The organism is Vibrio mexicanus (assembly GCF_001012815.1).
In the GTDB taxonomy this organism is placed as follows: Bacteria; Pseudomonadota; Gammaproteobacteria; order Enterobacterales; family Vibrionaceae; genus Vibrio; species Vibrio mexicanus.
In genome coordinates this window covers 46,552-73,473 of the sequence record NZ_JYJP01000014.1, presented here as the reverse complement: position 1 = coordinate 73,473, position 26,922 = coordinate 46,552, and the positions used below count along the sequence as shown (strand labels likewise).

At 44.8% G+C, this 26,922-nt stretch carries 18 protein-coding genes, 4 pseudogenes and 1 riboswitch; of the genes and pseudogenes, 21 read left to right on the top strand and 1 reads right to left on the bottom strand.

Annotated elements, in window-relative coordinates:
• Positions 1–83: 83 nt before the first annotated feature.
• A pseudogene (locus UA76_RS01840) lies at positions 84–2,053 on the bottom strand (replication initiator protein RctB domain-containing protein).
• 1,264 nt (positions 2,054–3,317) lie between these two features.
• On the opposite strand from UA76_RS01840, the gene UA76_RS01835 reads away from it, so the two are divergent.
• The 21 genes and pseudogenes from UA76_RS01835 (at position 3,318) to ribB (ending at position 26,829) form a co-directional block, all read left to right on the top strand.
• Positions 3,318–4,535 carry a ParA family protein gene (locus UA76_RS01835; RefSeq protein ID WP_047042469.1) on the top strand — a complete coding sequence of 406 codons (1,218 nt, stop codon included), beginning with the start codon at positions 3,318–3,320 and terminating at the stop codon, positions 4,533–4,535.
• 7 nt (positions 4,536–4,542) lie between these two features.
• Positions 4,543–5,514 carry a ParB/RepB/Spo0J family partition protein gene (locus UA76_RS01830; protein ID WP_047042467.1) on the top strand — a complete coding sequence of 324 codons (972 nt, stop codon included), beginning with the start codon at positions 4,543–4,545 and terminating at the stop codon, positions 5,512–5,514.
• 156 nt (positions 5,515–5,670) lie between these two features.
• Complete coding sequence (locus UA76_RS01825; protein WP_047042464.1) at positions 5,671–7,710, top strand: tRNA(Met) cytidine acetyltransferase TmcA; 2,040 nt, start codon at positions 5,671–5,673, stop codon at positions 7,708–7,710.
• A gap of 327 nt (positions 7,711–8,037) precedes the next feature.
• Complete coding sequence (locus tag UA76_RS01820) at positions 8,038–8,301, top strand: STAS domain-containing protein (RefSeq protein ID WP_047042462.1); 264 nt, start codon at positions 8,038–8,040, stop codon at positions 8,299–8,301.
• A 27-nt stretch (positions 8,302–8,328) separates the two neighbouring features.
• Positions 8,329–8,688: a response regulator gene (locus UA76_RS01815; protein WP_047042509.1), complete on the top strand. Its 360-nt coding sequence runs from the start codon at positions 8,329–8,331 to the stop codon at positions 8,686–8,688.
• Between the two features lie 55 nt (positions 8,689–8,743).
• Entirely contained in the window at positions 8,744–10,357 is a 1,614-nt protein-coding gene (locus UA76_RS01810; protein WP_420340882.1) for a chemotaxis protein CheA, read from the top strand.
• The gene (locus tag UA76_RS25520; RefSeq protein ID WP_420340881.1) at positions 10,345–10,899 is read left to right on the top strand and encodes a chemotaxis protein CheW; all 555 of its coding nucleotides are present in this window, start codon (positions 10,345–10,347) and stop codon (positions 10,897–10,899) included. Before UA76_RS01810 ends, UA76_RS25520 begins: the two co-directional genes overlap by 13 nt.
• A gap of 15 nt (positions 10,900–10,914) precedes the next feature.
• Positions 10,915–11,432 (top strand): annotated as a pseudogene (locus UA76_RS01805) (chemotaxis protein CheW).
• Positions 11,433–11,435: 3 nt separating this feature from the next.
• Positions 11,436–11,900, top strand: a complete 465-nt coding sequence (locus tag UA76_RS01800; RefSeq protein ID WP_047042461.1) for a chemotaxis protein CheW — start codon at positions 11,436–11,438, stop codon at positions 11,898–11,900.
• A 9-nt stretch (positions 11,901–11,909) separates the two neighbouring features.
• Positions 11,910–14,363, top strand: a complete 2,454-nt coding sequence (aer2, locus tag UA76_RS01795; protein ID WP_047042459.1) for an aerotaxis transducer Aer2 — start codon at positions 11,910–11,912, stop codon at positions 14,361–14,363.
• Positions 14,348–15,208 (top strand): CheR family methyltransferase, encoded by an 861-nt coding sequence (locus tag UA76_RS01790; RefSeq protein WP_047042457.1) that lies wholly within the window; start codon positions 14,348–14,350, stop codon positions 15,206–15,208. Before aer2 ends, UA76_RS01790 begins: the two co-directional genes overlap by 16 nt.
• Before the next feature lie 9 nt (positions 15,209–15,217).
• Positions 15,218–15,861, top strand: a pseudogene (locus UA76_RS01785) (chemotaxis protein CheD).
• Positions 15,861–16,930 (top strand): annotated as a pseudogene (locus UA76_RS01780) (protein-glutamate methylesterase/protein-glutamine glutaminase). Before UA76_RS01785 ends, UA76_RS01780 begins: the two co-directional pseudogenes overlap by 1 nt.
• Positions 16,931–16,996: 66 nt before the next feature.
• Entirely contained in the window at positions 16,997–18,193 is a 1,197-nt protein-coding gene (locus UA76_RS01775) for a methyl-accepting chemotaxis protein (RefSeq protein WP_047042455.1), read from the top strand.
• Between the two features lie 10 nt (positions 18,194–18,203).
• Positions 18,204–18,503 (top strand): STAS domain-containing protein, encoded by a 300-nt coding sequence (locus UA76_RS01770; protein WP_047042453.1) that lies wholly within the window; start codon positions 18,204–18,206, stop codon positions 18,501–18,503.
• A gap of 32 nt (positions 18,504–18,535) precedes the next feature.
• On the top strand, positions 18,536–20,230 hold the full coding sequence (locus UA76_RS01765) for an ATP-binding SpoIIE family protein phosphatase (RefSeq protein ID WP_047042451.1): 1,695 nt from the start codon (positions 18,536–18,538) through the stop codon (positions 20,228–20,230).
• Positions 20,231–20,411: 181 nt separating this feature from the next.
• Positions 20,412–22,088 (top strand): DUF342 domain-containing protein, encoded by a 1,677-nt coding sequence (locus tag UA76_RS01760; RefSeq protein WP_047042449.1) that lies wholly within the window; start codon positions 20,412–20,414, stop codon positions 22,086–22,088.
• 649 nt (positions 22,089–22,737) lie between these two features.
• Positions 22,738–22,890 (top strand): hypothetical protein, encoded by a 153-nt coding sequence (locus tag UA76_RS23955; RefSeq protein WP_202906897.1) that lies wholly within the window; start codon positions 22,738–22,740, stop codon positions 22,888–22,890.
• Between the two features lie 546 nt (positions 22,891–23,436).
• A complete protein-coding gene (locus tag UA76_RS01755; RefSeq protein ID WP_047042447.1) occupies positions 23,437–24,207 on the top strand; it encodes a phosphatase PAP2 family protein in 771 nt (256 codons plus the stop codon).
• Positions 24,208–24,404: 197 nt separating this feature from the next.
• Complete coding sequence (locus UA76_RS01750) at positions 24,405–25,844, top strand: coniferyl aldehyde dehydrogenase (protein ID WP_047042446.1); 1,440 nt, start codon at positions 24,405–24,407, stop codon at positions 25,842–25,844.
• 92 nt (positions 25,845–25,936) lie between these two features.
• A riboswitch (FMN riboswitch) is annotated at positions 25,937–26,076 on the top strand.
• 96 nt (positions 26,077–26,172) lie between these two features.
• Positions 26,173–26,829 carry a 3,4-dihydroxy-2-butanone-4-phosphate synthase gene (gene ribB, locus UA76_RS01740; protein ID WP_047042444.1) on the top strand — a complete coding sequence of 219 codons (657 nt, stop codon included), beginning with the start codon at positions 26,173–26,175 and terminating at the stop codon, positions 26,827–26,829.
• The last annotated feature ends 93 nt before the right edge of the window (positions 26,830–26,922 follow it).

Here is a 26,922-nt window from a genome sequence, read left to right as displayed (position 1 = left end):
AATGTCAGGGGATTGTCTTAGTACTGTGTAAATTCTATACAAAGATAAGTAACTGTTAGTACTGGTAACAAAATACTAATAGCTTAAACAGCAACCTCATCAAGAGCGCGGAAAACCGTTTCATCTAAGTGTCCGTCGAATACCTGTTTGCACACTTTTCGTCTTACAGCCAGCCCAGAAATTAGCCTCTCAATGGACAGATGTTTGTTTTCGCTCTGACTATTGTACAACTCAATCACCTTGCTCAGCGTTTCATACGGCAGTGCAGCCTCCCCTACTCTCAAGTAATCCAGCTTGTCGATGAGCTCTACACACTCTTCATTGATTGAGCTATACGAATGCCCTGTCATTGCCGCTAATGCGGTTATAGAGCGTTCTAGGGCCTCTGGTGAGGTGTATTTCGACAGAGTAATGGTAATTTCGTCGGCGTTGATCTCGACAAGGTGTTTACGCAGCTTCACGCGGCGACCTAATTTTCCTCTCGGAGAAGGCGATTTACGCTGAATTGGTTCAAATTCACCATCAATGATCTCCGACAGCTCTTCCAGTTTTTGCTTAGACACCATTTCGTTACGGAGTGGGTTTGGCAAGGTTGGAGCCATATTACGCTTGCCGGCATTGGTCGTACGGGCACGCGAATAACGCAGAACCTCTTCAACATCACATTTGATGTCCACTTCATAATCTTTCACCTTGCCTTTCTCGACAATGGTTTTGATCATCAAGTGATAACCCCAAAGATTCACCGCGAAAAGATCATCGGTCCCCTTCCCTTCCGAGAGTTTTTTCAGTTCGCGGATCAGATCCATCGAGAAGCGTCGCCACTCAATATTTCTTGCAAGCTTTTGATTAAGCTCACTGAGTAACATGGTATCCGTGTGTCTACGCGCCATACGGCTACGGAAGTATGAGTACAACTGGAATACCAGGGTGTGCTGCTTCAAGATCTCTGGTGGGAAAAGGAAAAAGTAGTCACGAGTCAGCAGTTCTTCGTAGAACGATGGCTCCCAAACTAGAATGTAAAGATTCGGCTTAATGCGAATTTCGCCGTCAGCGCCCTCTGTAGGGGCTTCTTCCGATGCGGTAATAGTACGGGCCAAAAATCTAAAACGATCGCTCTTGAAGCCTTCTGGCATGTTCTCAGACAGCCATCTACCAGTTAGCTCATGTAATTGGAAATCGGTAAACTCAATTCGGTCAATACTGTCGCGAATAGAATCGCGCGCGGGCCCACTATCCTTTTTGCCGCGCAGTGACAAAATATCAGTGATGTACAGCGGCGTTTTGTTTGGCGCTTGTTTGGCGTCAAGTTGATAATCTTCTTGATGATGATCGTGATACTGTACGGTAAGCGTAAACAGAGCAAACAGTGTCATCAGATCATCAACAGTCATGATGTTTTTCGAAGATCGTGTCTCGATCACAGCGCGTGTACCAGAGATCGAAACCATTGATTTCTGGTAATTCTTACGTGTTCTAGGGGGGCCAATGCTTGATCAATGATGCCAGCCCAGTTAGTTGGAGACACGACAAATTGATCCGCCTCATCTTTCATGGCTGGTGGCGTATTTAACCCATGTTCATTCAACAAGCGTTTATTTACTTGGGTTTGCGCTAAAGCTTTTGAGCGCTTTTTCTTTTCAGTCTGCTTCACAGACTCAGTCACTAAACTCGTAGAACCCAACACCGAAATCAGTTGGTTAGGGTTAACGAACTTATGCAGCATAGTTTTGCCGGCAAGACCTTCTTCGAAGCGGACGGGAATTTGAGAAAACAGGCCGATATTGACAGCCGCTCTGAGTCTTTGCTGAATAGCAGCTCGAGTAAGTTGGCCATCAGTGGCTTCGATTAATTCCGTTGTAGAGACGTATCCATCTTGACTGCGAAAGCCTCTTAGGGAAATTAAGTTCAGAAGTTCTACAATACTCTTAGTCACACCTTTAAAGTGCTGATATTGTTCTATCCAGTCTACTGCGGTTTCTGAGACTGCAAACAAATGTCCATCTTTGTGGCTTCTCGGTGCTTTGATTAGCACTTTTTCTTCTGAACTCATTATTAGATCCGTATCACACTTGCCGTAATATCGTTATAGTTCCAAGAGAATAAAGAAAAAAAGATCATAAATAAAGAAAAAATTGTTGGTTTTAAAAAACTGATCTTTTTGATTAATATGATCTAAATTGATTATATGATCTAATGATCTGGGCGAGAGATTGATTGTAAGCTTATGTTTTTAAACAAGTAAAAAAAATAGCCGTCAGAAGCATGATCATGAAGTTATCGAAAACATGATCATTGATAGTTAGAAAGCATGATCAATGTTATCAAGAACAATGATCATGAATTCATAGAACGCATGATCATCAATGATTAGAAAGCATGATCATGACTCATATACACGTTATCCACAGGCCACTTGGGTTATCAGCGATACTTCCGTTGCTTAAACGTGTTTACAGAGCTTATTTTCTACGTAAGCATGATCAAGGATGGACTGAATTTTAGGCATTATTGACATTTTGAGTACTTATTTCAATTGAAATAGCAAAGAAGTCCCCTCTTTCCTGCAAGTCTCCATTCTATTCAATATGACGAAAGCATGATCATGATATGACATTGTCATTGGAATGCTATTCCTCATGCCACCTTATTATCAATTAAACTACACTGATTGGCGCTAAGCTAAGCTATGATTGACATCGACCGTAACTAAGGCATTTTTTTTCATGCTTCCGGTGCTTTGATTCCACTTGATCATCGATCCGTCAAATGATCATTTTGATTGATATTCACGCGAGCCCTTTATACGCATAAATTACCTTGATCATTGTTCCTATTTGCTACTTATCCCATGAAAGCATGATCAAGAAGCCTCCCTTGATCATCGTTCCTAAACTGGGTGACAGCGAAGTAACTTTACATTGAGCTGAACTAGCGATGACAAAATTTTCATTTTGGATGATAGTTTTGATGAGGTAGGTTAGTTGTTATTGAAAAGTGATGGACTAGCCTGTTTTCCTTTATCAGAAATGCACTGGCCGTAATTTATCGGCTTTTGACAATCGTTCCGGAAGTTTTTCAATTTCCTTTCATATTTACAATGTAAATAAGTGATGCTGTAACACTTTAAATCTGAAGAATTATTTGGACTGAAACTAACGAGTTAAAACGGTTAATTGTTGACTATTTCATCAAATGGCATGTCATTTTTCTATTTATTGTGATTGGAATCAAAAAGTGTATGTTCACCTTTTTATTGTCTTGGTTGTTATTTGCTGTACAATGAGTTCAGTCATTAAATTGAATGGAATTTGGCAATGAAAAGAGAACAGACGATAGAGAACCTCTACCAGCTCGCCGAACAAACGCAACAAGTTCAAGCCGATCGTATTGAGATCGTATTAGAAGAAAGAAGTGATGAACATTTCCCGCCAATGTCTAAAGCATTGATGGAAACTCGCTCTGGTTTAACTCGCAGAAAGCTTGATGATGCCATTAGTAAGTTGGAAGAAGCAGGGCACCAGTTTACAAAAAACAATGCGAATCACTATTCTATTTCATTAACAGAAGCACACATGTTGATGGATGCAGCTGGCGTTCCCAAGTTCCACCAGCGTAAGAAAAATGGTGATAACAAGCCGTGGATTATCAATGTACAAAACCAAAAGGGTGGTACAGGTAAGTCGATGTCTGCGGTTCACCTTGCTGCCTGTTTAGCGCTTAACCTAGACAAGCGCTACCGCATTTGTCTTATCGATTTAGATCCTCAAGGTTCTTTACGCCTGTTTTTGAACCCGCAAATCAGTGTTTCTGAGCATGACAGCATATATTCTGCGGTTGATATTATGCTGGATAACGTTCCTGAAGGGACGGAGGTTGATAAAGAGTTCCTGCATAAGAACGTTATGCTTCCAACTCAATACCCGAACTTAAAAACAGTATCTGCATTCCCAGAAGATGCGATGTTTAACGCGGAAGCTTGGCAGCATTTATCTCAGAATCAATCTCTGGATATTGTAAAACTTCTGAAAGAGAAGTTGATTGATAAGATTGCTGATGACTTTGATGTCATCATGATTGATACTGGCCCACACGTCGATCCACTAGTATGGAATGCAATGTACGCATCAAACGCGTTACTGATTCCGTGTGCGGCTAAGCGCTTAGACTGGGCATCAACGGTTAACTTCTTCCAGCACTTGCCAACAGTGTATGAGATGTTCCCTGAAGACTGGAAGGGACTAGAGTTTGTTCGATTAATGCCAACCATGTTTGAAGATGACAACAAAAAGCAGGTATCGGTACTGACTGAAATGAACTACTTGCTAGGTGACCAAGTGATGATGGCCACGATTCCTCGTAGCCGAGCGTTTGAAACGTGCGCAGACACCTACAGTACTGTGTTTGATTTAACCACTGGCGACTTTGAAGGTGGCAAGAAAACGTTGGCAACCGCTCAAGATGCGGTTCAGAAAAGTGCGCTAGAGTTAGAACGTGTGCTGCACAGTAATTGGTCTTCACTTAATCAGGGGTAATCGATAAATGGCAATTAAAACATCTGATCTAAATGCCAAGCTATTTGGTAAAGCAAACAAGCGCCGTGCAACGACACCTCAAGAAGCGCAAACTGCGGCAAAAGAGCAAGCGCAGGTGATTGAACTGGCAGTGGCTGGTGAAGATTTGGTTTCGTTTGAGCTAGTGCGAATTCCGGCGGATAAAGTGGAGTCGGAGACGGTTGTATTTGCAGAAAATGCCCGTGAACAGTCATTTTTGAATGAGCATGCGCTTTCTGACGTTCTGACAACGTTGAAAGAGAGCGGTCAGCAGTACCCAGCGGTAGGTCGTCGTAATGCCAACGGTACGATTGAAGTACTTGATGGTAGCCGTCGTCGCATGTCTTGTATTCTGGCTGGCAAAGAGTTCCTAATCTATGTTGCCGAAGACATTAACGGTGAGCATGCTAAGTTCCTTTCTGATGTTGCGAACGCGCATAAGCCGCTTTCTCTGTACGAGAAGGGTAAAGAGATGCAAGCGAAGCTAGACAGCGGTGAAGCGGAAGATCAAAAGGCATTGGCGAAGATTTTCCAATGTAGCGAAGCGCTAGTTAGTGGTGCGCTAAAGGCGGCGTCGCTGCCTTTAGAACTGCTTCAAGCGTATCCAAATGTCGCGGATTTAGGGCGTCCAACCATCGTAAAACTGCACAAGCAGTTCAACGAGTTGAGCGATGAGAACAAGGCTAAGCTGCTAGAGAAGTGCCAATCTGACGAAGGCTTTGTTTGGCAGCGCAGTTCTGCACAAGGTGTAGCTCGCTTAACGAAGGAAGTTTCTGAGAGCATCGAAGAGTGGATTGCTCAGCTTGCTCCGCGTAAAACAGCGGCGGCTAGCAAGGTTGACCTCGTTAAAGGGCGCGCAACCTACACACGTAAGGGTGCTAACTTGGCGCTTAACCTTAAGAAGGTAGACGACACTACGATGGACGAAATACTGAAGTTTATCGAAGGCAAACTAAAGTAAACTTGGCATACCCAAGTAACTCCAATTTGAACAAAAGCCGCGTTATCGTGGCTTTTTTTGTTTCACTCTTACGCTAATATCTTGGTTAAGTTAGAATCCAGATTAAATGAGAATTTTGCGCAGTGAACTGCTTCATCGTACAACCAAGAGCCCAACATGACCAATATAGAATCCTACCTCCATGAACTGCGTTTATGCGCGCAAGCGGCTCATCAGCGTGTGGGTGTTGTGGTCAGTGGTGATGAATCTTGGATAGAAGCGGTAATTGATGCCAGCCTCGCCACGCTTTCACCTGATCTGAAGAAGTGTTCTGCGCTGCTAGGAAATGTTTCTTACGCGCAGCTTGATAGCGTTGACTATCGAAAAGGCGATCAATTGCTTGGACAAGAGCTGCTCACTTTAGTTTATGACTGTCGTGCGGGGTTTGATGCCAACAGTTTTAGCGCCGCATTGGGAGCGCTAAAAGGAGGAGGGCTGTTAGTGGTCATTGCCGAGCCTTCATCCATGCAAGACAACTACGCTCAGAAATGGCTTTGTCAGTCGCTAGGCTCACTCATTTCACTTAAGCAGCACGCTGAGCTGCCACCTTTGCCTAAGCTCGCTCCATATTCGTTAAGCGAGTTAACAATTCACTCTCAGCAAACACAAGCGATAGAGGGGATTTGTCGAGTGGTCGAAGGGCACCGAAAGCGTCCATTTGTTCTAACCGCCGATCGCGGGAGAGGGAAGAGCAGTGCACTCGGTATGGCCGTGGCTAAATTGATGTCTAAGCGAGAACTGGATGTCATAGTTACTGCGCCGCTACTTCGTTCGGTAGCTCCTGTGTTTGAGTGGGTCACGAAAGGCTTTCCTGAACTCGAAGGTGGTAAAGGTGACTTCCAGGCTCAAGGTCGACGTATTCGTTTTATGGCGCCAGATGAGCTTATTAGAGAGCAACCTAATTGTGACTTGTTATTGGTTGATGAAGCGGCGGCGATTCCTATTCCAATGCTTAAGCGACTCGTTGAGCAATATCATCGTTTGGTGTTCTCAACCACAGTTCACGGTTACGAAGGCTCTGGTCGTGGTTTTACGCTTAAGTTCTTAAGTTGGCTTAATCACGCACGACCTAGTGGCAAATCTCTACATATCGATGAACCGATTCGCTGGGCGAAAGGGGATAAACTAGAGCGGTGGATGTATCAAACCTTCTTGCTGGGTGTTGATATTCCTGAATCGCTGTCCGTTGAAAATATAGAAGGTCTTCAGCTTGAGCACTTGAGCAAATCACGTTTGTTTCAATCTCCAAGCATACTGGCGCAATGTTTTGCTTTGTTGGTTAATGCCCATTATCAAACCGCGCCTAGTGACCTAATGCTGATGCTTGAATCGGAGCCAGTGCAAGCCTATGCCATGATGGACAACCAACAGTGTATTGGGTGTATTTTGGCTATCGAAGAGGGCGGTTTAGATACCGAACTGGTAGACAGCATTCAGCTAGGTAAACGTCGTCCCAAAGGCCATTTGGTCGCGGCATCCATTACCAGCCACTATATGGAGCACGCGGCAGCAACTGAGAAAAGTTTACGTGTAATGCGTATTGCTGTACATCCAAGTTTGCAAGGGCAAGGTATTGGCTCACTCATGCTTAGCCAATTAAAAGAGATTGACGGCTATGCATATTTGTCGACCAGTTTTGGTGCGACTAATGAACTAGTGGATTTCTGGCTCAAGAGTGAGTTTGTTCCGGTAAAGCTGGGAACGCAAAGAGATAAATCTAGCGGGACTTATTCTGTGGTGATGGTCAACAGCAAAGCTAGCCCTTGGGTTGAATCAGTTAATCAACTCTTCTATCAAGGTTGGCTTTCTACCTTGCGGGATCTGCACAACGACACTGAACCTAACTTAGTTCGTTCATTATGGCCTGAAGTTTCTATCACTCAGCTCCCTACGAGCATGCTCAGGGCGTTGGAAAATTATGCCCAGGGTGGAAGCAACTACGAAGCGATCCTACCTTGGTTGAGAATGTATCTACACAGTTTAAGGAAAGTAGAGTTTTGTTTTTTATCTGATTTGATGGTTCGCAGGGTTGTCCAAGGTGCTGCTTGGGCTCAGTGTGCCAGTGAGCTTGGTCTTCCTGGTCGTAAAGCCATGGAAAAACAGCTGAGAGAGGAACTATTAAATTTAGCGAATTTACAGTGTAAAGGCAGCGAGTAATTTACACTGTAAACCTCGCTTGTGAGATACTGAGCCAGAAAGGTTGATTTCTTCAGTGATATAGCATAACAACAATCCAGTCCATATATTCCTCACCCATAAGTGCTAGAAAGTGGAAACGGCACAAAAAAAATGGAAATAATTTCCAAACCAATACCCATACATTAAATGTATGAATTGCCTAAACTAACTGACTAAATGCTCAGTGATATTTATGCCCCATATCTACTCCTAACGTTCTGAACTCATTTGCTTATTGACTATTTGTTCCTACACTCAATTTATGCGTCAGGCTTAGTGCTAATTTGAGAATAAAGAATATCTAACATGAGCTGCTTACTGAATGAAAACCTAGACATATCGACAGTGCTTGAAGCGACGAACCAATACAAAAATTGGGTTTCAGAAGCTTCTGAGACATTGCTCGTAGACGGTTCTCAAGTAAGTAAAATAGATGCTGCAGGTATTCAGGCTTTAGCGTCGTTGTTTAACAGTGCACAAAACAGCAACGTCAATATTGAGTTGGCAAATGCCACACCAACTTTAGAAGAAGCAATTCGAGTACTAGGCCTCCAACGTCTTATCAAATAAAACACTGGATGTTTGAAGAGGTTCATGATGACAAAGATTCTCGCGGTCGATGATTCGATTTCTATTCGCCAAATGGTGAGCCATACCTTGAAGGATGCAGGTTATCAAGTTGAAACTGCCAACGATGGTAGGGACGCGCTTAATAAAGCACAAGCGACTCAGTTTGATGTTGTAATCTCCGATGTGAACATGCCCGTTATGGGCGGCTTTGATTTTGTTAAGGCAATACGCGGAACTCCTCAGTACAAATTCATCCCAATCTTAATGTTAACCACCGAAACTAGCACGGAGAAGAAACAGCAAGGGAAGCAGGCTGGCGCTACGGGTTGGTTAGTCAAACCCTTCAATCCCGAGACTCTACTGAAAACGCTGAAGCGCGTTATCTAACTTGGTGCGATAACAATTGTCGGTGACACCTGGGTCGCCAAAAGGGGAGGGGAGCATGGCGTTAGACATGGAGCAACTTCGTAAGATGTTTTACGAAGAGTGTCGTGAGAATTTAGAGGAGTTTGAGTCAGTTCTGCTAGAGCTGGACCCAAATGATGTCGACACAGAAACCATTAATACTATTTTCAGAGCGGCGCACTCCATAAAAGGAGGGGCGGCGACATTCAATCTGTTCGATATTTCTGAATTCACTCATTCGGTAGAAGCTTATCTAGACTTGGTGCGCAATGGGGAACTGTCTCTCACTCAACAAAGTATTGATGTCATGCTCCAAAGTGGCGATTGCATTTCTAATCTTTTAGAAGGGCATGAATCTGGAAAAGAGGTGGATGCCAGCTTACAAGAATCTGTGGGCTATAAGCTCAAAGCTTTATTGAATGAACTGACTGAGGTCAACAGTGAGGTTGTCAGCGAGCCGCCAGAAGGCGAAGCTGCTGAAAATGAACTCTCTTCCTCTTTCCACTGGCTGGTTAACTTCAAACCGCATGCCGAAATGTTTTTCAGCGGTAATGACCCGTTAAGAATTCTTCGTGAACTGGTTGAGCTTGATGACAACCACAGAATTGAGGCGAACGTTGATAACCTTCCTGACATCCAAGAAATTGAATCTGAATTGTCCTATTTATCATGGGCAGTGGAGGTTTCGGGAGAAATACCAGAAGACGAAATTCGCGAAATTTTTGAGTGGGTTGAAGATGAATGTGACTTAACGTTAGAAAAAATGTCGCAGTTAGCGAGTACCGAAAGTGAAACCGCAACAAACGATATTCAAGCCGAATCTAGCGTCGAATCTGCAGAACATGAATTCGTTGATACTGACTCCACTTCTAATACACCCGATGCGGTACCTGAAGCCGCTGACAGTCAGGTAATTAATGCCAGTAAAGATGCCACTAAAAAGCCCCCAGCTACACCGGCTAAGGCTAATAAAACGGAATCGAGTGTCAGCTCTATACGGGTAGATATCGATAAAGTAGATAGCCTGATTAATCTTGTTGGTGAGCTAGTGATCACCCAGTCCATGCTGACGGAAATTGGTAATGACTTTACGATTGATAAGCTTGAGAAACTTAAATCGGGTTTAGATCAGTTACTGCAAAACAGCAAAGATTTACAAGAGAATGTATTGAACATTCGTATGTTGCCGATGAGTTTTGCATTCAGTCGCTTCCCGCGTTTGGTTCGAGATTTGTGTGGCCGTCTCGATAAGAAGGTTGAGCTGCTTATCAAGGGGGAACAAACCGAGCTCGATAAAACCGTTTTGGAGCGCATTGTCGATCCACTTGTCCACTTAGTCCGAAATGGTATCGACCACGGGATTGAAGTTCCACAAGTTCGGTTAGAAAGCGGTAAGCCTGAGCAAGGTACCATTGAGTTAAACGCTTACCATCAAGGTGGCGCCATCGTGATTGAAATTATCGATGATGGTGCGGGCATCGATTGCGATAAGTTGTGGGCGAAAGCGCAAGAGAAAGGCGTAGTGGATAGCAACACTCATCGCGAAGAGATGTCTGACAAACAAGTCCTCAACCTGATATTTGCCCCTGGTTTTTCCACTGCCGAACAAGTGTCTGATATTTCGGGCGCGGCGTTGGTATGGATGTGGTGAAACGAAATATTGAAGAGCTTGGTGGGCATATCGAAGTGGAATCCGAGCTAGGCAAAGGCAGTCGATTCACTATCAATCTTCCTCTCACCCTTGCGATTCTCGACGGTCAACTCGTCCGCGTGGGTGGAGAAGTCTATATCATTCCTCTACTCACTATTGTTGAGTCAATTCAGATCGATCCTAAAAGTATTAAGTTGGCTTCCGGTGGGGTTGAACTCTATCGTCTGCGTGAAGAGAACATCCCTATTCTTCGTCTGCAAGATGAATTGGAAATGGGCGAGAGTGGTTCGCTTAGTAAACGAATTCTCTGTTTTGTTGAAGCAGCCGGAAATCGCGTTGGTTTGCTTATCGATGAATTGCTCGACCAGCAGCAAGTCGTTATCAAAAGTTTGGAGTCAAACTACAGCAAAGTTGCAGGCATATCCGGAGCGACCATTTTAGGGGATGGTTCGGTATCACTAATTCTCGATATTCAGGGTTTGATTACCTCTTTTACTGCGCGCGGGCAGGGGGACAATCGCAACAAAGGCATTGCCGCATAGGAGACGGTCGTGAGTATGGATATAGCAATCGCAAATACAGAAAATCAACACTCTGAGCAGAAGGTACTAAGCGAGTTAGATATTAATGAAAGTGCTGACTTCTTGAGTTTTTACCTTGCTGAAGAGCTTTACGGCGTCCCAATCAATGATGTTGAAGAGATTCGAGTTTGGGAAACACCAACCCCTATCCCCGTTCACCTTCGTACGTCAAAGGCGTTATCAACTTAAGAGGCATGGTCGTCCCCGTTATTGATCTGCGCCTGCGATTTTCGGTGGGTGAGGCCCAGTACTTACCAACCACTGTTGTCTTAGTTCTACACGATTACAGCAACGATACAGAGCGTTTGATGGGTTTGGTGGTCGACGCCATGAGCGATGTGATCGCACAAGGTGATAGTGAGTTATTTCCTGCAGTAGGGGAGTCATTGGTCACCTCTTACTTGCAAGGTGTCATGAATGTCGGCAGTGAAGTGATGTCACTGATTGACACCGAAGAGCTACTCAACATCGAACGCATACTGAGGGGAGATTAGAGAATGGCTGCCCAAGAGTTTTTGAGTTTCATTTTGAATGACGAAGAGTATGGCGTACCTATTCTAGATGTCCGTGAAGTGCGTGGCTGGAGCGAGATACGAGTCATCCCCAATTCACCTGATTACTTGAAAGGTGTGCTAGAGATCCGCGGGGAGTACGTGCCGATTGTTGATTTACGTATGCGTTTTAACCTAACGCCGGCGGAAATCAGCTCCACTACCGTTGTGATAGTGCTCAATAGTGAAGAGAAACACCCACTGGGAATCATTGTTGATGGTGTATCGGAAGTGTACGCCTTAATGGAAAACGAAATAAAGTCTGCACCACATATGTCAGTAACCGTCGATGACAGTTATATCAAAGGCATAGCCTCTGTAGAGAGCGGACATCTAATACTAATAAACCTAGAAGCTCTTTTTGATGTAGCAGAGCTAAATCGAACAACTACAGAAGAAACGCTGGTCTAGAGGTGAACTATGGCATTTTGGAATCGAAACAAGGAAGAGACACGCCACCACGCATATGAGCAAAAGGCGCCTGAGCTTAAGGACTCATTGATGCAAGTAAGCGATGTCGAAGAATCATCAACAAGTCATGTATCCAGCGATCGGCTTGTCGCGGCATTAGATGGCGCTCAAACAGCGTTAATGATGATCGACCGAGACTTCAAGATCACCTATTTTAACCGAAAATCATTGGAGCTTCTGAAGCACCATGAGCGTCTGTTTCAGTCTGTTTGGCCGGGATTTGAAGCGACCGAATCTTTTCTGGATGGCTACTGCATAGATGGTTTTCATGCCAATCCGCAACATCAAAGACAGCTGTTGTCTAATCCTGGGAATATGCCATACAACACGGTTATTACTATAAAAGATGTCAAGATCTCCCTTAACGTTGGCGCCATAGTCGATGCTCAAGGAAACTATGTTGGCAACACATTAGAATGGGAGGATGTCACCGAGGCGCTCCGAAAAGAAGATGCGATTGCTCGCTTACAGGCGGCGGTAGATCAAGCTCAAACAGCCATGGTGATGATCGACAGAGATTTCGAGATTACTTATATCAACGAAGAAACACTCAAACTCTTTAGAAAACATGAAGCGGTGTTTAGAACCGTTTGGAGTGGTTTTACCGCCTCAACAGAATGGCTGATGGGACGTTGTATTGATGAGTTTCACCGCAACCCCGCGCATCAGCGACAATTGTTAGCTGACCCAACCAACCTACCTTACAAAACCGATATCTCAGTTGGCGACTTAAAAATTGAGCTCAATGTTGCCGCGATTCACAACAAAGAGGGTGAATACATTGGTAACACGCTTGAGTGGCGAGATGTAACCGAAGAACGAGCACAAGAGAAAGAGATTGGCCGCTTGGCTTCCGCGGTGAAAGGTATGACGACCAACTTGATGATGGCGGATGAAGAAGGGGTGATTCAGTATGTGAACCCGTCTCTTGCGACACTACTGAAAAGCCGCGAGCCCCAACTTCAAGCGGTGTTACCTGGATTCGATGCCAGTAACCTTGTGGGTAAGAATATTGATATTTTCCACAAGAACCCTGCTCACCAGCGCGCCATTATTAATAATCCTGACCGACTGCCGTTTAGCTCAGACATTAAAGTGGCGGGTCTTGAGTTCAATCTAACCTGTATTGCGATGCGCGACGGTTCGGGTAACTACATTGGACCAGCACTTCAATGGGTAGATATTACCGAGCAGCGCGATGGTCAAAGACAAGTCGAGGACTTGATTCAAAAAGCGATTGCAGGTGAGTTAAATGAACGCATTGATACTACCGTCTACAACGGCTTTATGAAAGAGCTAGGCGACGGCATTAATAACTTGCTCGATACCTTAGTAGCGCCACTGGGGCAGTGTATTGAGGTGATGAGCCATGTGGCAGAAGGTGATCTGAACTCAAGTATGGATGAAGGCAATCAAGGAGAGTTTGGTCGTTTAGAAAATGCGGTGAACACTTCGATTCTTAACCTAAGAAATATGGTAGAGAAAATCACCACGTCATCAGCGCGCGTGGCAACCGCATCAACAGAGATCGCAGAAGGCAATGATGACTTGAGCCAGCGTGTGGAAGCTCAGGCTTCAAACCTTGAAGAAACAGCTGCAAGCATGGAAGAGATGACGGCCACCGTTAAGCAGAATGCTGATAACGCAAAAGGCGCCAATGAGCTTGCCGATGATGCGGCGAAAAAAGCGGGCCGAGGTGGCGAAGTCGTTGGGCAAGCGGTGTCTGCCATGTCAGAGATCAACAGTGCCAGTAAGAAGATTTCAGACATCATTGGTGTCATTGATGAGATTGCATTTCAAACCAACCTGTTGGCACTTAATGCTGCAGTAGAGGCCGCAAGAGCCGGTGAGCAAGGTCGTGGTTTTGCGGTTGTCGCTGGTGAAGTCCGTAACCTCGCTCAGCGAAGTGCGGCAGCGGCAAAAGAGATCAAAGGTTTAATCAAGGACAGTGTTGAGAAGGTCGATGAAGGTTCTCGGTTGGTGGACAAATCCGGTGAGACCTTGAATGAAATTGTTGATGCAGTAGAGAAAGTGACAGAGCTGATTGCGCAGATTGCGGATTCAAGCGCGGAGCAATCAACGGGGATCGATGAGATCAACCGCGCTATTACCATGATGGATGAGATGACCCAGCAAAACGCATCACTGGTGGAAGAAACGTCGGCAGCGAGTCAATCACTCAAAGATGAAGGTAAACAATTGCTGAACTTGATGAACTACTTCAACAGTGATGCAAAGGTCACCACCTTTGAGTCGACATCGTCTTCCGCGAGGCAGGAGGTAAGCACCCCTCGCCCTACCAACATCAGTAATATTCGCTCGAGTAACCCTGTATCGAAAAGTAATGTGGTCAATTCGGGCATGAAATTTAGTGAGGATAGTGACGAATGGGAAGAGTTCTAACTCGTTCTGAACCAGTATCAACGACCATGGAAAGGGAATTTGAACTCACTGATAAGGACTTTAAGTTTATTCAGTGGTTCATTCATAAAACGGTCGGTATCTATCTGTCCGATAGAAAGAAGACCATGGTCTACGGCCGTGTTAGTCGCTTGCTGCGTAAGCGTGGGCTAAAACGTTTTAGTGATTTCAAGAGCATTATAGAAAGTGATGAACAAGAACGTGTTCACTTCATTAACAGTTTGACGACCAATAAAACCGAGTTTTTTAGAGAGTATCACCACTTTGAGTTTATCGAGAAAGTGATGGCCAAAGAGTGGCAAGAGCGTCACTGCGAAGAGATACGGATATGGTCTGCAGGATGTTCAACAGGCCAAGAGCCGTATAGTCTGGTTTCTTCTCTGTATCGTTCAGGTGTTTTGGATTGGTGTCCATCGGTCAGAATTGTCGCGACGGATCTGGATACCAATGTGCTGTCTGTTGCTCAGCAGGGGATCTATCCTGGTGGCGTGCTAGAAAGCATTCCCAAACCGTATCTCAAACCCTGTTTTGTGAAGGGGAGAGGTGCCCAACAAGGCAATATAAAAATCGCCAAAGGATTGCAGCAGCTTATCCAGTTTCGTCAGCTAAATTTGCTGGAACAGTGGAACTTTAATGAAAAGTTTGATCTGATTTCATGCCGCAATGTCATGATTTACTTCGATAAAGAGACGCAACAACACTTGCTCAAACGTTTTCATCAGCAGTTGAATCCCAATGGCATATTGCTAATCGGCCATTCGGAAAGTGTGGGGGCGAGTAGTGAGATTTTTCATCACTTGGGTCACACCATATATGTAAAACGGTAGCAATGAACTATGACTTCAATCAGTGAACGACTTCATCCCAACGGCAGTAACCTCTATAGCCGGTTTTATCACCCGCAAAGAGAGGCGCATATCGTGAAGGTGCAACCTGGTGGAGTTTATTGCACCAATAAAGAAGAGATCATCTGTACCGGTTTGGGTTCTTGTGTTGCGGCATGCATGTGGGAGCCTACTCTAAAAATCGGCGGAATGAATCACTTCTTGTTGCCCTTTGATAGTCATGCAGAGCTGAGACACTGGCACGCTGATGAGTTTTTATCAACGGCCGCGCGATACGGTAGCCATGCCATGGAAATGTTGATTAATGAACTCGTTCACCTTGGTGCCGACAGGCGTAATTTGCAGATAAAGTTGTTTGGTGGCGCCCAAATGCTGGGTAAGCACTCCATGATTGGCAAGAAAAACATTGAGTTCATTCTTCACTATGTTGAACAAGAATCCTTTTCTGTACAGGCGCAAGATTTGGGTGGCTAGAGCCAAGAAAAGTGATGTTTGATCCATTGTCTGGCCGTGCTTGGATTAAGCGAATTCCGTTTGGAGAAGCGAACAATCTTCAGCATCTTGAAGATAAATATGCCTCTCAGATTGGCCGTGAAAGCCACCAAAAACATGACGATGATGTGGAGTTATTCTAATGAGCAGAAAAATAAAGGTTCTCGTCGTCGACGACTCGCCTGTTTTTAGAGCGTTGTTATCGCAAATTATCAACTCTGACGACCAACTCGAAGTCGTTGCCACGGCGGAAGACCCTTACGAAGCGAGAGATCTGATAAAGAAACATAATCCTGATGTTCTCACTCTCGACATTGAGATGCCGAAAATGAATGGGGTGCAGTTTTTGAAAAATCTCATGCGCTTGAGGCCTATGCCAGTTGTGATGATTTCGACCCTAACTCAACATGGGGCTGAACCTACTTTGGCTGCCTTGGAGTTGGGAGCGATAGATTACTTCCCCAAACCAGCCGTTGAAGATACTGGCGAGCTTACTGATTATCGCCAAGAGGTAAACAGTAAAATCAAAATGGCGGCCCAGGCCAATGTGACAGGAAACGAAGGACGTAATGTTCAATCTGCGGCATCGAACTTAGTACGTTCAAAGTCTCTATCTTCAAAAAATGATGTTGAGCTCATTGCTATAGGGGCCTCTACTGGAGGAACTGAAGCGGTGAAGAAGGTTCTTTCTGGCTTACCTAATCGCTTACCACCTATCGTGATAACTCAACATATCAGCGCCATGTTTACCGCCTCATTTGCCAAGCGTTTGAACTCTGAAAGTGCTATTGAAGTGAAAGAGCTCACGGTAAGTTGCGCCCCCTGATTCATGGTTGTGCCTACCTTGCACCTGGCGACAAGCATCTCGTGATTGTGAGAAAAGGCAAACACCTCTATTGCCAGATCGATGATAGGCCGCCGGTGAATCGGCATAAGCCGTCGGTGGATGTGATGTTTGATGCCGTAGCAGAAGTGGTCGGGGCAAAAGCGGTGGGTGTCCTTCTTACTGGAATGGGACAAGATGGCGCTAAAGGTTTGCTCAATATGAAGAACCAAGGTGCGGAGACAATCGCTCAGGACCAAAAGTCTAGCGTAGTGTGGGGTATGCCGAAAGCGGCGATCGATATTGGGGGCGCTACACATGTTGCTAGCTTGTCGCATGTTCCCCAAGCATTATGTGATTTAACCAAGAGTGGCCATACTGGCGACTAAAAATTGGGTTAGCCAAATGAGTCACTCAAAACTACAGCCGTTAGTTGCAGCAAACAAGGACGTCAAATGAAGGCCAAATTGTCGACAAAGAAAGTGTTAGTCATCATTACTCAGTGTCTCTGCTTAGCTGCAGTCTTTTATTTGATGGATCAGTACTCAGCTATTGTGCTAGCGGTTTTCGCAGCAATGGTTCCATGGTTGTTGCTATCAAAACAGTCACAAACGCCTAACCAATCTAAGCCGACTGAGCATCAGTCGAATGAAAACAAATTGGCTGAAGGTAAGGGCTTCAAGAAAATACAAGACTTCGAAGATGTTTACTCAGAGGCGGACGCTCGCATCCTAACGGCAAAAGCGATGTCCAGTGTTATCCCTCAGCTGCAGGACCCTTTAGATAGGCAACATACCATTATTGATGAATCAGTCGAAACGTTGAACAACAGCTTCTTTAGTTTACAGAAGGTCGCGGAAGAGCAGAATGCGATTTCAAATGCACTGGTGGATGAACTTTTTGGCAGTACAACTAATGAAAATGACCTTGCCCAAGTTCTTCCTAAAACTGAAGCCATTATTCGTGAATTTGTACAAACCCTCGTAGATGTGTCTGAAAAGAGTATTGCCGCTGTCCACAGTATTCATGATATGTCCGATAAGCTGAAATCTGTGTTTCGATTGCTCGATCAAGTGAAGGGGTTGTCAGAGCAAACCAATTTGTTGGCACTTAATGCAGCCATTGAAGCTGCGAGAGCGGGAGAGGCCGGGAGAGGTTTTGCGGTCGTCGCCCAAGAGGTACGCAACCTTTCGGTAAAGGCTGAAGAGCTAAATGAACAGATCGCCAATGAAATCAATGTGGCTCAATCCACCGTTGAAGAAGCCAATACTATTGTCGGGGAGATGGCGTCCATTGACATGACCAACGCCATTGAGTCGAAAGAAAAGGTAGACACTATGCTGCGCGGGGTTCATGAGACAAATGTCCATATTGAGCAAGAGGTGAATAAGATCCATGAACTCGGCGCAGAGCTTCATGTACAGGTGGATAACGGCATTCGGGCGCTGCAATTTGCAGATATTGTCTCTCAACAAGGCGATTACGCAAAAGACACGCTAAAGTATATTCAAGAGATTGCGCAATCTTTGGAAGGGAAAGATTGCCAAGAAATTCAGGCTCAACTTAATGAGATTATGAATAAGGTGAAAAATCGCGGTGTGCTCGCCGCAAGGCAATCAAGCATAGAAGAAGGCGAAGTCGAACTGTTTTAAGGGATAGCTTATGAGTATTGATGTAAATATCGATTCAACGCGCAAGCACGTAACGATAGCGATTGAAGGGGCATTTGGGTTTAATTTGGTCCAAGAATTTCGTCGCAGCTACAGTGAACATAAAGGATACCAGTTCACGGTGGATTTAAGAAAAGTCGATTATATCGATAGTGCGGGTTTAGGTATGTTGCTAAACATGCAAAATTATCTCAATTTGTCTGACGGTAGCATCGTGTTGGCTAATCCACTCCCTCAAGTGAAGAAGATTCTGATTATCTCTCGGTTTGACAAAAAGTTTCAAATTGAATAGTTCTTCATGGAATAGGTGCAAAGGAGTTGGCTATGAAAGTGATGGTTGTTGACGACAATGATACCAACAGGAAAGTCTGCCGAATAATACTTTCAGAAATTACACACGATATTATTATGCTGGAGGATGGCTCCAAAGTCATACCTGCGCTTCAAGCGTGTGATGAAATGCCAGATGTCATTCTTCTTGATGTTTTAATGCCGATCAAAGATGGCTTCACCGCCGCTCAAGAGATCAGAACCACTTTTCCCGAAAACCACATTCCTATCATTTTTCTTACTGCCCTCAATGACAGAGACTCCTTTGAGCGTTGCTTAAATCTTGGCGATGACTTCATTTTAAAACCTGTAGATCGCAGCGTTTTGCTGAGTAAAGTACGAGCCCATAGTCGTATTGCTAAAATGCATGGCGAGATAACGACGCAGCGTGATGAGCTCAGACATTTCCATGAGCAAGTGAAGTATGACTACGCAATTGCCGAGTCCATCTTTGGTAACTTGATGGATGAGATGAGCGCTCAGATAGAGAGAGTCCATGGCTTAGATTATCTTTCCACTCCGATGACGGTGTTTAATGGGGATCTCATTGTGGTGGCTAGCCGGCCACATGGTGGCATATATGTGATGATTGCTGATGCAACAGGTCATGGCCTACCTGCCGCTATTTCTGCGATACCTGCGACACGAGCGTTTTTCTCAATGGCAGCTAAAGGGTTGGCTCTTGGGGAAATCGTTTCAGAGATAAACTCGGTTCTCGTTCGCTTTTTGCCTGTTGGTATGATGCTCGCCGCTAGCATATTTGAAGTGCGGGCCAATGGTTTTGAAGTATCTTGGTGGGGAGGTGGGCTTCCCACAGGGTATATTCTAGGATCCGATGGCCAAATTGTGCGGGAGTTGGTTTCTACTCATATGCCGCTTGGCGTTCTGAAAGAGAACGAATTTGAAGCATCTGTGACCCATTTTAAGTTGGCTCCAAGTGAACAGCTTATCTGTTACACAGATGGTGTAACAGAAGCAACAAATGCGAATGGTGAACAGTTTGGCTCGAATAGAATTGAACAGGCCATTGTTGGGCAAAGTAACTTGATTAACTCGCTCCACAGCGCTGTAAAGGCCTTCTCTCAAGATCAAAGCAGTGATGACCTCTCTATCCTTTCTATGCGCTTTCCTATCACCAATGGCAATCCGAGTTCAATCGTCAAAGAAGAAGGTTTTTTAAGCACGGTTCCAATCCAATCAAGCTTGAGCTTAGATGCGGATTTGATTAAGTCGAGCCATGTGATGAACCAAGTTCGTGGTTTTCTTACAGGCATGGTCAGTGGCGGGGTACATTTGGATCTTGTCTGCTCGGTTATTTCTGAGCTAGTGACCAATGCAATTGATCACGGGTTATTGGATCTAGATTCGAGGATTAAAGACGACCCTGACGGCTTTTTTACTTTCTATCAGGTTCGTGAAGACAAACTGAAAGAGTTAAAGCTCGACGCCAAAGTGACGTTAGATTTTGACTACTGTCCAAAACGCAAGTTACTGAAATTGGTAATTGAGCACAACGGCGTGGGTTTTGATTATCAAAAGATGAATGAAAGTAAGAGCTCAGACACCCACGGGCGAGGCATCATTTTAACTCGAGAGCTTTGTGAATCCTTGGAGTATTCCAACGAAGGATGCAAAGTGACTGCTACCTACTTATTAGATGGAAAACATCACTTTCCATCAAGCGCTTAACATATACTCAAGTAATGCGAGGTTACTTGGGCGTAAAATTTACTGAATGTGATTAGAGCTAATTCACACTGTAAATTATCCTAGAGTGATGTACGCCTTAGTTTCTCATAACAGAGATTCAGGTTAGAGACACTTTTTTATAAAGTGGGGAACGTGTGCGTATGCATGATACGAGTTTGGTATGTGGAAGAAGTTAGTAGGATTATCTGAAGACAAAAGCCAGGTGCTCGCGAAGTTGCCCGCTGATCTCAATGTCAGTAACGACTTTAGCAGCAAAGGGTTGGAAGAGGCGTTAAGTGAGATAAACGCCAGTCACTTCTTTGTCATGGAAGAAGAAGTTACTCGGTTTGTTAACTATGCCAAAGATAGCAAAGGCGAAGCCTATAGCGGTTTGGCCATTTGTGAAGTGCGCGATGCCAATGTAGAAGTTATACTTGCCGACCATGATATGCTAGCCAGTATGAAGGTGACAGGCGCCTATGGTGGCAATGCGCTAAAGGGCAGTGAAGTTGTTCATGCACTGGCAACAGCCCATGTGACCAAAGGCATCAATAAATTGGCGCTGAAAAAAGTGCTGCTCATGAGTACCAAACTCAAGCCCGGAGAAACATTTACTCAACCTGTCGCGAAAGGCAAGAATCCCGTTCAAGGCCAAGACGCAAAATTCATCCCACTTGTTAAAGACCCGACTAAGCAGATCCTTGCGCCTAAATCTAAGGGGGAAGATAAGGTAGACATGCTCAACCTAGGAGAAACGATTACCGTAGACGTTGATCAGCCTTTAATGAAGCGAATTCCTGCCACCAAAGGCGTCGCAGGGATTACGGTACAAGGTAAAGTGATTCCGCCTAAGCCGGGTAATGATCAAGCGCTTTCTGCTGCGAAAGGGTCGCACATTAGTCCAACCAACCCGAATTTATTGTTGGCTACCGACTCAGGAATGCCATTAATCAAAGCAAAAACCGTGGAAGTCGAGAACGCACTTTGCGTTCCCCAAATTGGTGTTGCGACTGGGCACGTAAAATTTAAAGGCAATGTGGTGGTGTTGGGGGATATTGAATCCGACATGGTAGTGCGCGCGACAGGAACCATTACTGTTGGCGGGTTCATTGAATCAGCCGATGTACAGGCCCAAGGCGATATAGAGGTCGCTAAGGGTATCATTGGGCATACATCTACTGATGGCAATAAGAAAAGCTGCTGTGTTAAGTCTGGTGGCAATATCAAAGCGAACTATGCCCAATACTCTGAGATTCAAGCAGCAGAGAACATAGAGCTTGCTGTGCACTGTATGAGCAATGACATACGCTGCGGTAACGATTTAATCGTGTGTGACCGCAGTGAACGTCAAGGCACTCTTAGTGGGGGCACAACTCGTGCGGGTGGCAAAGTGACGTGTGTCAATCTTGGGGTTGAAGGTGATACTGCAACTCATGTAGAAGGATTCGCTAGATTTGGCAAGTACAAAGAGCGCATCAATAAGCACAAAGAGCATTATAAAAAAGCGCAAGAAGCGACGATGGACATCATTCGTCAGGAGCTTGAGTTTAAAAAGAAACCAAAATCTGAACGTACCGATGAAGAAGAAGCCCAAATTGACGCCAAGAAAGTTAAAGCCAATGATTACATGGAGAAAGCGAAAAACGCTCTAGAAATGCTTGAAAGCGAGTTTGAAGCGCTACTGGAAACGAACATTGTCGATGTAAAGGGTAAGGTTTACACGCACGTGACGGTTCAATTTGGTGAAGAGAAGGTAGTGACTAAGCGAACTCATGGCCCGAGTACTTTTAGTTTCAATCAGTATGAAATTCAATACTCTTCGAAATTAGATGAAGAAGATGTGGGTGTCGATATATAGGTTGCGGGAAAAGCTATTTTTCTTTGCTCCAAAAATTACAAAAGCTGGCTTTCGAGCCAGCTTTTGTTTTTTTGACGTAATCTATATTAAGATGATTTTTCGTTCACGTTCTTGTTTGAGTCTTTCCAGTATTGGATACGAACGCGATGGAGCTGAGCTCTTCTCATTTTCTTCATATATTCCCTCACGGTTACTGTGTGCTCTTACCAGAGCTTCTGTTAAAACAGTTCCTTAAGACACTTTCAATGTAGCGGCCAACTGGCGTTTTCGCCACGATCTCGATCACAATTAAATAAGCCATTATGTCGTTTTGTCAGCCAAACTATGATCTCAGTTAGACTATTCAAAGAGTAACCAAGTGCATATGTAGCCAATCTAGCCCTCAATGATGACAGATTTATGTCGAAATTTGAGCGATTTGATGACGATTTAGACTTTGATAATTCCTTTTAAATACAAGGCTTATTGTGTTGTTGAATACGATGATGCGAGTGCTGTTAGGGATAGTTAGACGAAAGTTTATATTTTTAGGCTTTAGCTATCACATGTGAGGTTAAGCCGAATTTTTTACACTTTTACTTGCTATTTATCGTGATGTGAGCCATGTTTAATACATGGTCTTAGTTCTGATTCAAGGAAGGGGTAGAATATGGTACCGTTCGTCGTGATTGCCATTTGTGCAGTAGTATTCTTTTTTTCATGGGTTGCACAGCATGGGATTCCCTTGCTTGGTATGCAGTTAGATGCCGATGATCAACTTCTTCTGACAGAGCTCAGTGGTGAAGAAGTTTTGGAAGCTTAAAGTATAAATATAGTGCTTTAACCCAGTGGCTAAATACAGCCCGCCATTTTTAAAGATTTACTTTTAATAGCAGCCCAAGTAGCGATACTACATGGGCTGTTTTACGTTCTAAAGGGTGTCTGAGCGACTTAATTTGTGTTGAAGCACATGACAAATATCTTAGTGGCCTTTAATAACAACGCCTTACATTGCTGCTTGGTAGAATTTGTTTCATTTTGAGACAAATCAATGGCTAGGAATGGCTGAGGTACGTTGGTATCATTTTCACTGTAATTCACATCCGTTAAACACAAACTTCAGTCAATTTCGTAGTGTTCTTTTGGCGTTGGTTGAGTCAAGCTCCACAAGGCTGAAGCGCTATTTTTGTTGGCCAAGCCTTTGATAAGGCTTCAAGTGCGCCACGGCTTAAATTTAACAAAGTGGGTATGGCGATGTCATCAGGCTGCTCAGTCTAGTATTGCGTAAATTTACATGAATTTGATGATGTGGAAGATTGTTGGCAATTACACTCACTGCCATCGTTCATAGTTTCAAGAGAGCCTAAAGATGTATACAACAAAAAGGCAGAGTAAAAAGAGCGGTCTTATTATGCTTGCTGCGATGATGACCTTGTTGGTTCCTATTAGCATGATGTCATTTTCAATCGACCTTGCTGCAGGTGTGCCAGATCGCGTTGGCATGATACTGACTTGGCTGACAGACTCTGCAGGTAGCAAAGGATTTTTGATAACGCTAACGGTACTTGGTTTATTGATGTTGCGCCTAGGTATGTCCCGAGAGCAGTGCCTAGCTAAGTTGATTCAATTAGCGCTGATCTTACTTATTTGTTTTGCAAGTAAAACGGGCTTAAAGGTGATGACTGAAAGTCCTCGCCCTTATACTGAATTCATGGCCGAGCAGTTGGTTATCCCAAACGCAGACCATTTTTATAAGCTGACTCAAGAGCGACAAAATGAGCTTATTGAGGCTGTGTCAGCGAGCACCAGCGAATGGCGCACTCGTCATTGGTTAGGTGAAACGGATTATTCCTTTCCTTCTGGGCATACGATTTTTGCAGCGACATGTGTGGCTTTCTTTGCAGGGCTGTTTCTTCAATGGGGAAGGCCTAGCTGGGCTTTAGGTATTTTAGTTTGGGCACTTGTGGTGTCTTATAGCCGCTTGTGGCTTGGAATGCATCGTCCGATTGACTTGTTTGGCTCGACCGCCTTTGTTGCTGCAGTGTACGTCATCCTCCCGAGTTTTAGCCACTCAGCGAGTCGCCTGTCTCGGCTTCTGCCTGAAAACGGAGTGTTTAGATTACTCGGGCATAAAAGTTAATGAAAAGCAGCGTAAGCTGCTTTTTCTATTTTCGCGGCACGGTTGGATTGAGAGTTTGTCCACTAGTTGGAATATTTAATATTCCGTGCGCCAAAACCAACTTTAGAGCCTAAGCTCTATGTAAGGACGAATGAGTCCTTTAGTATTTGATGTTCGTATTACCGTCATAAAGTACTCAATCAGAAGTGAGGTCGTGTATGGAACCTGTAGTCGATATTCAGAATTGGAACAGTGAAAAATCACATCATGAACGTGATTTGGATGCCTTGTTTGACGCCAGCAAAGCTCGATATCGCGCAGAGCCTTACCCAGACTATGATCACCGTATTGCGATGCTCACTCAGTTAAAGCGCTCGCTCATCGAACATCAACAAGCTCTGATTTCCGCTTTGAACAGTGACTATGGTTACCGAAGTGAATTTGATAGTACGATCTGTGACTTAATGCCCTCGGTTAGCCACATCAATTATACGAAGAAGAAACTCGCTAAATGGATGAAACCTTCCAAAAGGCATGCAGGTTTAATGTTATCGCCATCTAAACTTCGTGTGGAGTATCAACCTCTCGGTGTTGTTGGCGTTATTGTGCCTTGGAACTTCCCAATCGTATTGAGCATTGCTCCTGTTGTCACGGCACTAGCGGCAGGTAACCAAGTCATGGTTAAGCTGAGTGAGTTCACCCCGCAAACCAATCGCGTGCTGACCCACGTCTTTGAAAGCTGTAATGGCGCTGTACAAGTCGTTGAAGGTGGGGCAGAGATTGCCGCACGATTTTCTAGTCTTCCATTTGATCATTTGCTCTTCACGGGCTCAACAGCAGTCGGTAAGCTGGTGGCCAAATCTGCGGCTGAGAACCTGACTCCCGTCACCCTTGAGTTAGGGGGAAAATCTCCAGTAGTCATTGATCATCAGATCCCAATGAAAAAAGCCGTCGATGCGATTTTGCTGGGCAAATCCATCAATGCAGGCCAAATTTGCGTCGCGCCAGATTACGTCTTTGTGCCCCACGATAGGGTAGATGAGTTTGTAGAGGTTTATCAGAACCGCTTCCAAAGCCTTTACAAGGTCGATAAACAAGGCCAGCGACAAATGACTCATATCATCAATGATAAACAGCATGAGCGCTTGCAGAGCTTAATTACGGATGCTCAAAGTAAAGGGGCAGAGGTCATTGCAATCATTGAAGAGCAAGGCGCGGGTAAGCAGATGTTCCCGCATCTAATCAAAAATCCAACCGATGACATGCAAGTGATGCAAGAGGAGGTATTTGGGCCTGTGCTTCCGATCAAGCCCTACGAGACGTTAAACGAGGCTATGGATTACATCACCGCACGCCCGCGACCACTCGCGCTGTACATCATGAGTGATGATGGTGACTTTCAGAAGCAAGTGCTCAAGCAAACCCATAGTGGGGGTGTTTGTATTAATGACTCGTTGCTGCATGTGGCAGCGGAAGATGCACCGTTTGGCGGCATTGGTCAATCAGGTATGGGGGCATATCACGGTGTGGAAGGCTTTATCACTTTCTCGCACAGCAAGACGGTTTTGGCGACACCAAGCTGGCTCCCGCGGAGCCGAATCATGCTATCGATGCGCAATGTAACGCGAAAAGTATTATCCAAATGGATGATTCGCTAACACACATTCCTTATTGAGCCCTTTAATTTCAATGGCTAAAACGCTAATATTGCCGCGCTCTTTCAACTAGCTGAAAGAGCGCATTTTTTAAATTTAATTCTCAGGCGGGGCGAAATTCCCCACCGGCGGTATACCTGATAAGGTGAGCCCGCGAGCGCTCGATTCGTCGAGGTCAGCAGATCTGGTGAGATGCCAGAGCCGACGGTTATAGTCCGGATGAAAGAGAATGGAGATACGCAAGTGAGCTTGTACGGCTTTCTGGCGCGTCTCGTTTTGGATTTTTATCCCTCTTAGTGCCCTGATTCTGGTGATATTTAGGAGTTTAACCATGAATCAGTCCTCTCTACTTGCCGAGTTTGGCAACCCAATTACCCGCGTTGAAAACGCATTAGCTGCGCTTAAAGAAGGACGCGGTGTTTTACTGCTTGATGATGAAGATCGTGAAAATGAAGGCGACATCATTTATTCAGTTGAACATCTTACGACCGAACAAATGGCGTTGATGATCCGCGAATGCAGCGGAATCGTGTGTCTTTGCTTAACCGATGAACAAGCAAACAAACTTGAGCTTCCACCTATGGTTCAAGACAACAACAGCGCGAACCAAACCGCATTTACAGTGTCAATTGAAGCTAAAGTGGGCGTGACAACAGGCGTATCTGCTCAAGATCGCGTGACCACGATTAAAACTGCGGCAAACCCAGCGAGTCGCCCAGAAGACCTTGCGCGACCAGGCCACGTCTTCCCACTGCGAGCACGTGCTGGTGGTGTCATGACTCGTCGTGGACACACTGAAGGAACGGTCGATCTTATGCAGATGGCTGGTCTATCGCCAGCTGGCGTGCTTTGTGAAGTGACTAACCCAGATGGTTCAATGGCAAAAGCGCCAGAGATCGTCGCATTTGGCAAACTGCACAATATGCCAGTGTTAACGATTGAAGATATGGTTCAATATCGCCAAGAGTTCGACTTGAAATTGGCTTAATTAAGCTTTGATTCGCGATCCCCGCAAACTTGATTTAATCGAACTAAAAAGCCCCAATCTTGTGATTGGGGCTTTGTGGATTCTGGTTAAGTG

Coding starts and splice junctions, on each gene's coding strand:
- UA76_RS01825 (WP_047042464.1), top strand. CDS start 5,671: ATGACCAATATAGAATCCTACCTCCATGAACTGCGTTTATGCGCGCAA.
- ribB (WP_047042444.1), top strand. CDS start 26,173: ATGAATCAGTCCTCTCTACTTGCCGAGTTTGGCAACCCAATTACCCGC.
- UA76_RS01820 (WP_047042462.1), top strand. CDS start 8,038: ATGAGCTGCTTACTGAATGAAAACCTAGACATATCGACAGTGCTTGAA.
- UA76_RS01815 (WP_047042509.1), top strand. CDS start 8,329: ATGACAAAGATTCTCGCGGTCGATGATTCGATTTCTATTCGCCAAATG.
- UA76_RS01750 (WP_047042446.1), top strand. CDS start 24,405: ATGGAACCTGTAGTCGATATTCAGAATTGGAACAGTGAAAAATCACAT.
- UA76_RS01810 (WP_420340882.1), top strand. CDS start 8,744: ATGGCGTTAGACATGGAGCAACTTCGTAAGATGTTTTACGAAGAGTGT.
- UA76_RS01830 (WP_047042467.1), top strand. CDS start 4,543: ATGGCAATTAAAACATCTGATCTAAATGCCAAGCTATTTGGTAAAGCA.
- UA76_RS25520 (WP_420340881.1), top strand. CDS start 10,345: ATGGATGTGGTGAAACGAAATATTGAAGAGCTTGGTGGGCATATCGAA.
- UA76_RS01765 (WP_047042451.1), top strand. CDS start 18,536: ATGAAAGTGATGGTTGTTGACGACAATGATACCAACAGGAAAGTCTGC.
- UA76_RS23955 (WP_202906897.1), top strand. CDS start 22,738: ATGGTACCGTTCGTCGTGATTGCCATTTGTGCAGTAGTATTCTTTTTT.
- UA76_RS01775 (WP_047042455.1), top strand. CDS start 16,997: ATGAAGGCCAAATTGTCGACAAAGAAAGTGTTAGTCATCATTACTCAG.
- UA76_RS01760 (WP_047042449.1), top strand. CDS start 20,412: ATGTGGAAGAAGTTAGTAGGATTATCTGAAGACAAAAGCCAGGTGCTC.
- UA76_RS01755 (WP_047042447.1), top strand. CDS start 23,437: ATGTATACAACAAAAAGGCAGAGTAAAAAGAGCGGTCTTATTATGCTT.
- UA76_RS01835 (WP_047042469.1), top strand. CDS start 3,318: ATGAAAAGAGAACAGACGATAGAGAACCTCTACCAGCTCGCCGAACAA.
- aer2 (WP_047042459.1), top strand. CDS start 11,910: ATGGCATTTTGGAATCGAAACAAGGAAGAGACACGCCACCACGCATAT.
- UA76_RS01800 (WP_047042461.1), top strand. CDS start 11,436: ATGGCTGCCCAAGAGTTTTTGAGTTTCATTTTGAATGACGAAGAGTAT.
- UA76_RS01790 (WP_047042457.1), top strand. CDS start 14,348: ATGGGAAGAGTTCTAACTCGTTCTGAACCAGTATCAACGACCATGGAA.
- UA76_RS01770 (WP_047042453.1), top strand. CDS start 18,204: ATGAGTATTGATGTAAATATCGATTCAACGCGCAAGCACGTAACGATA.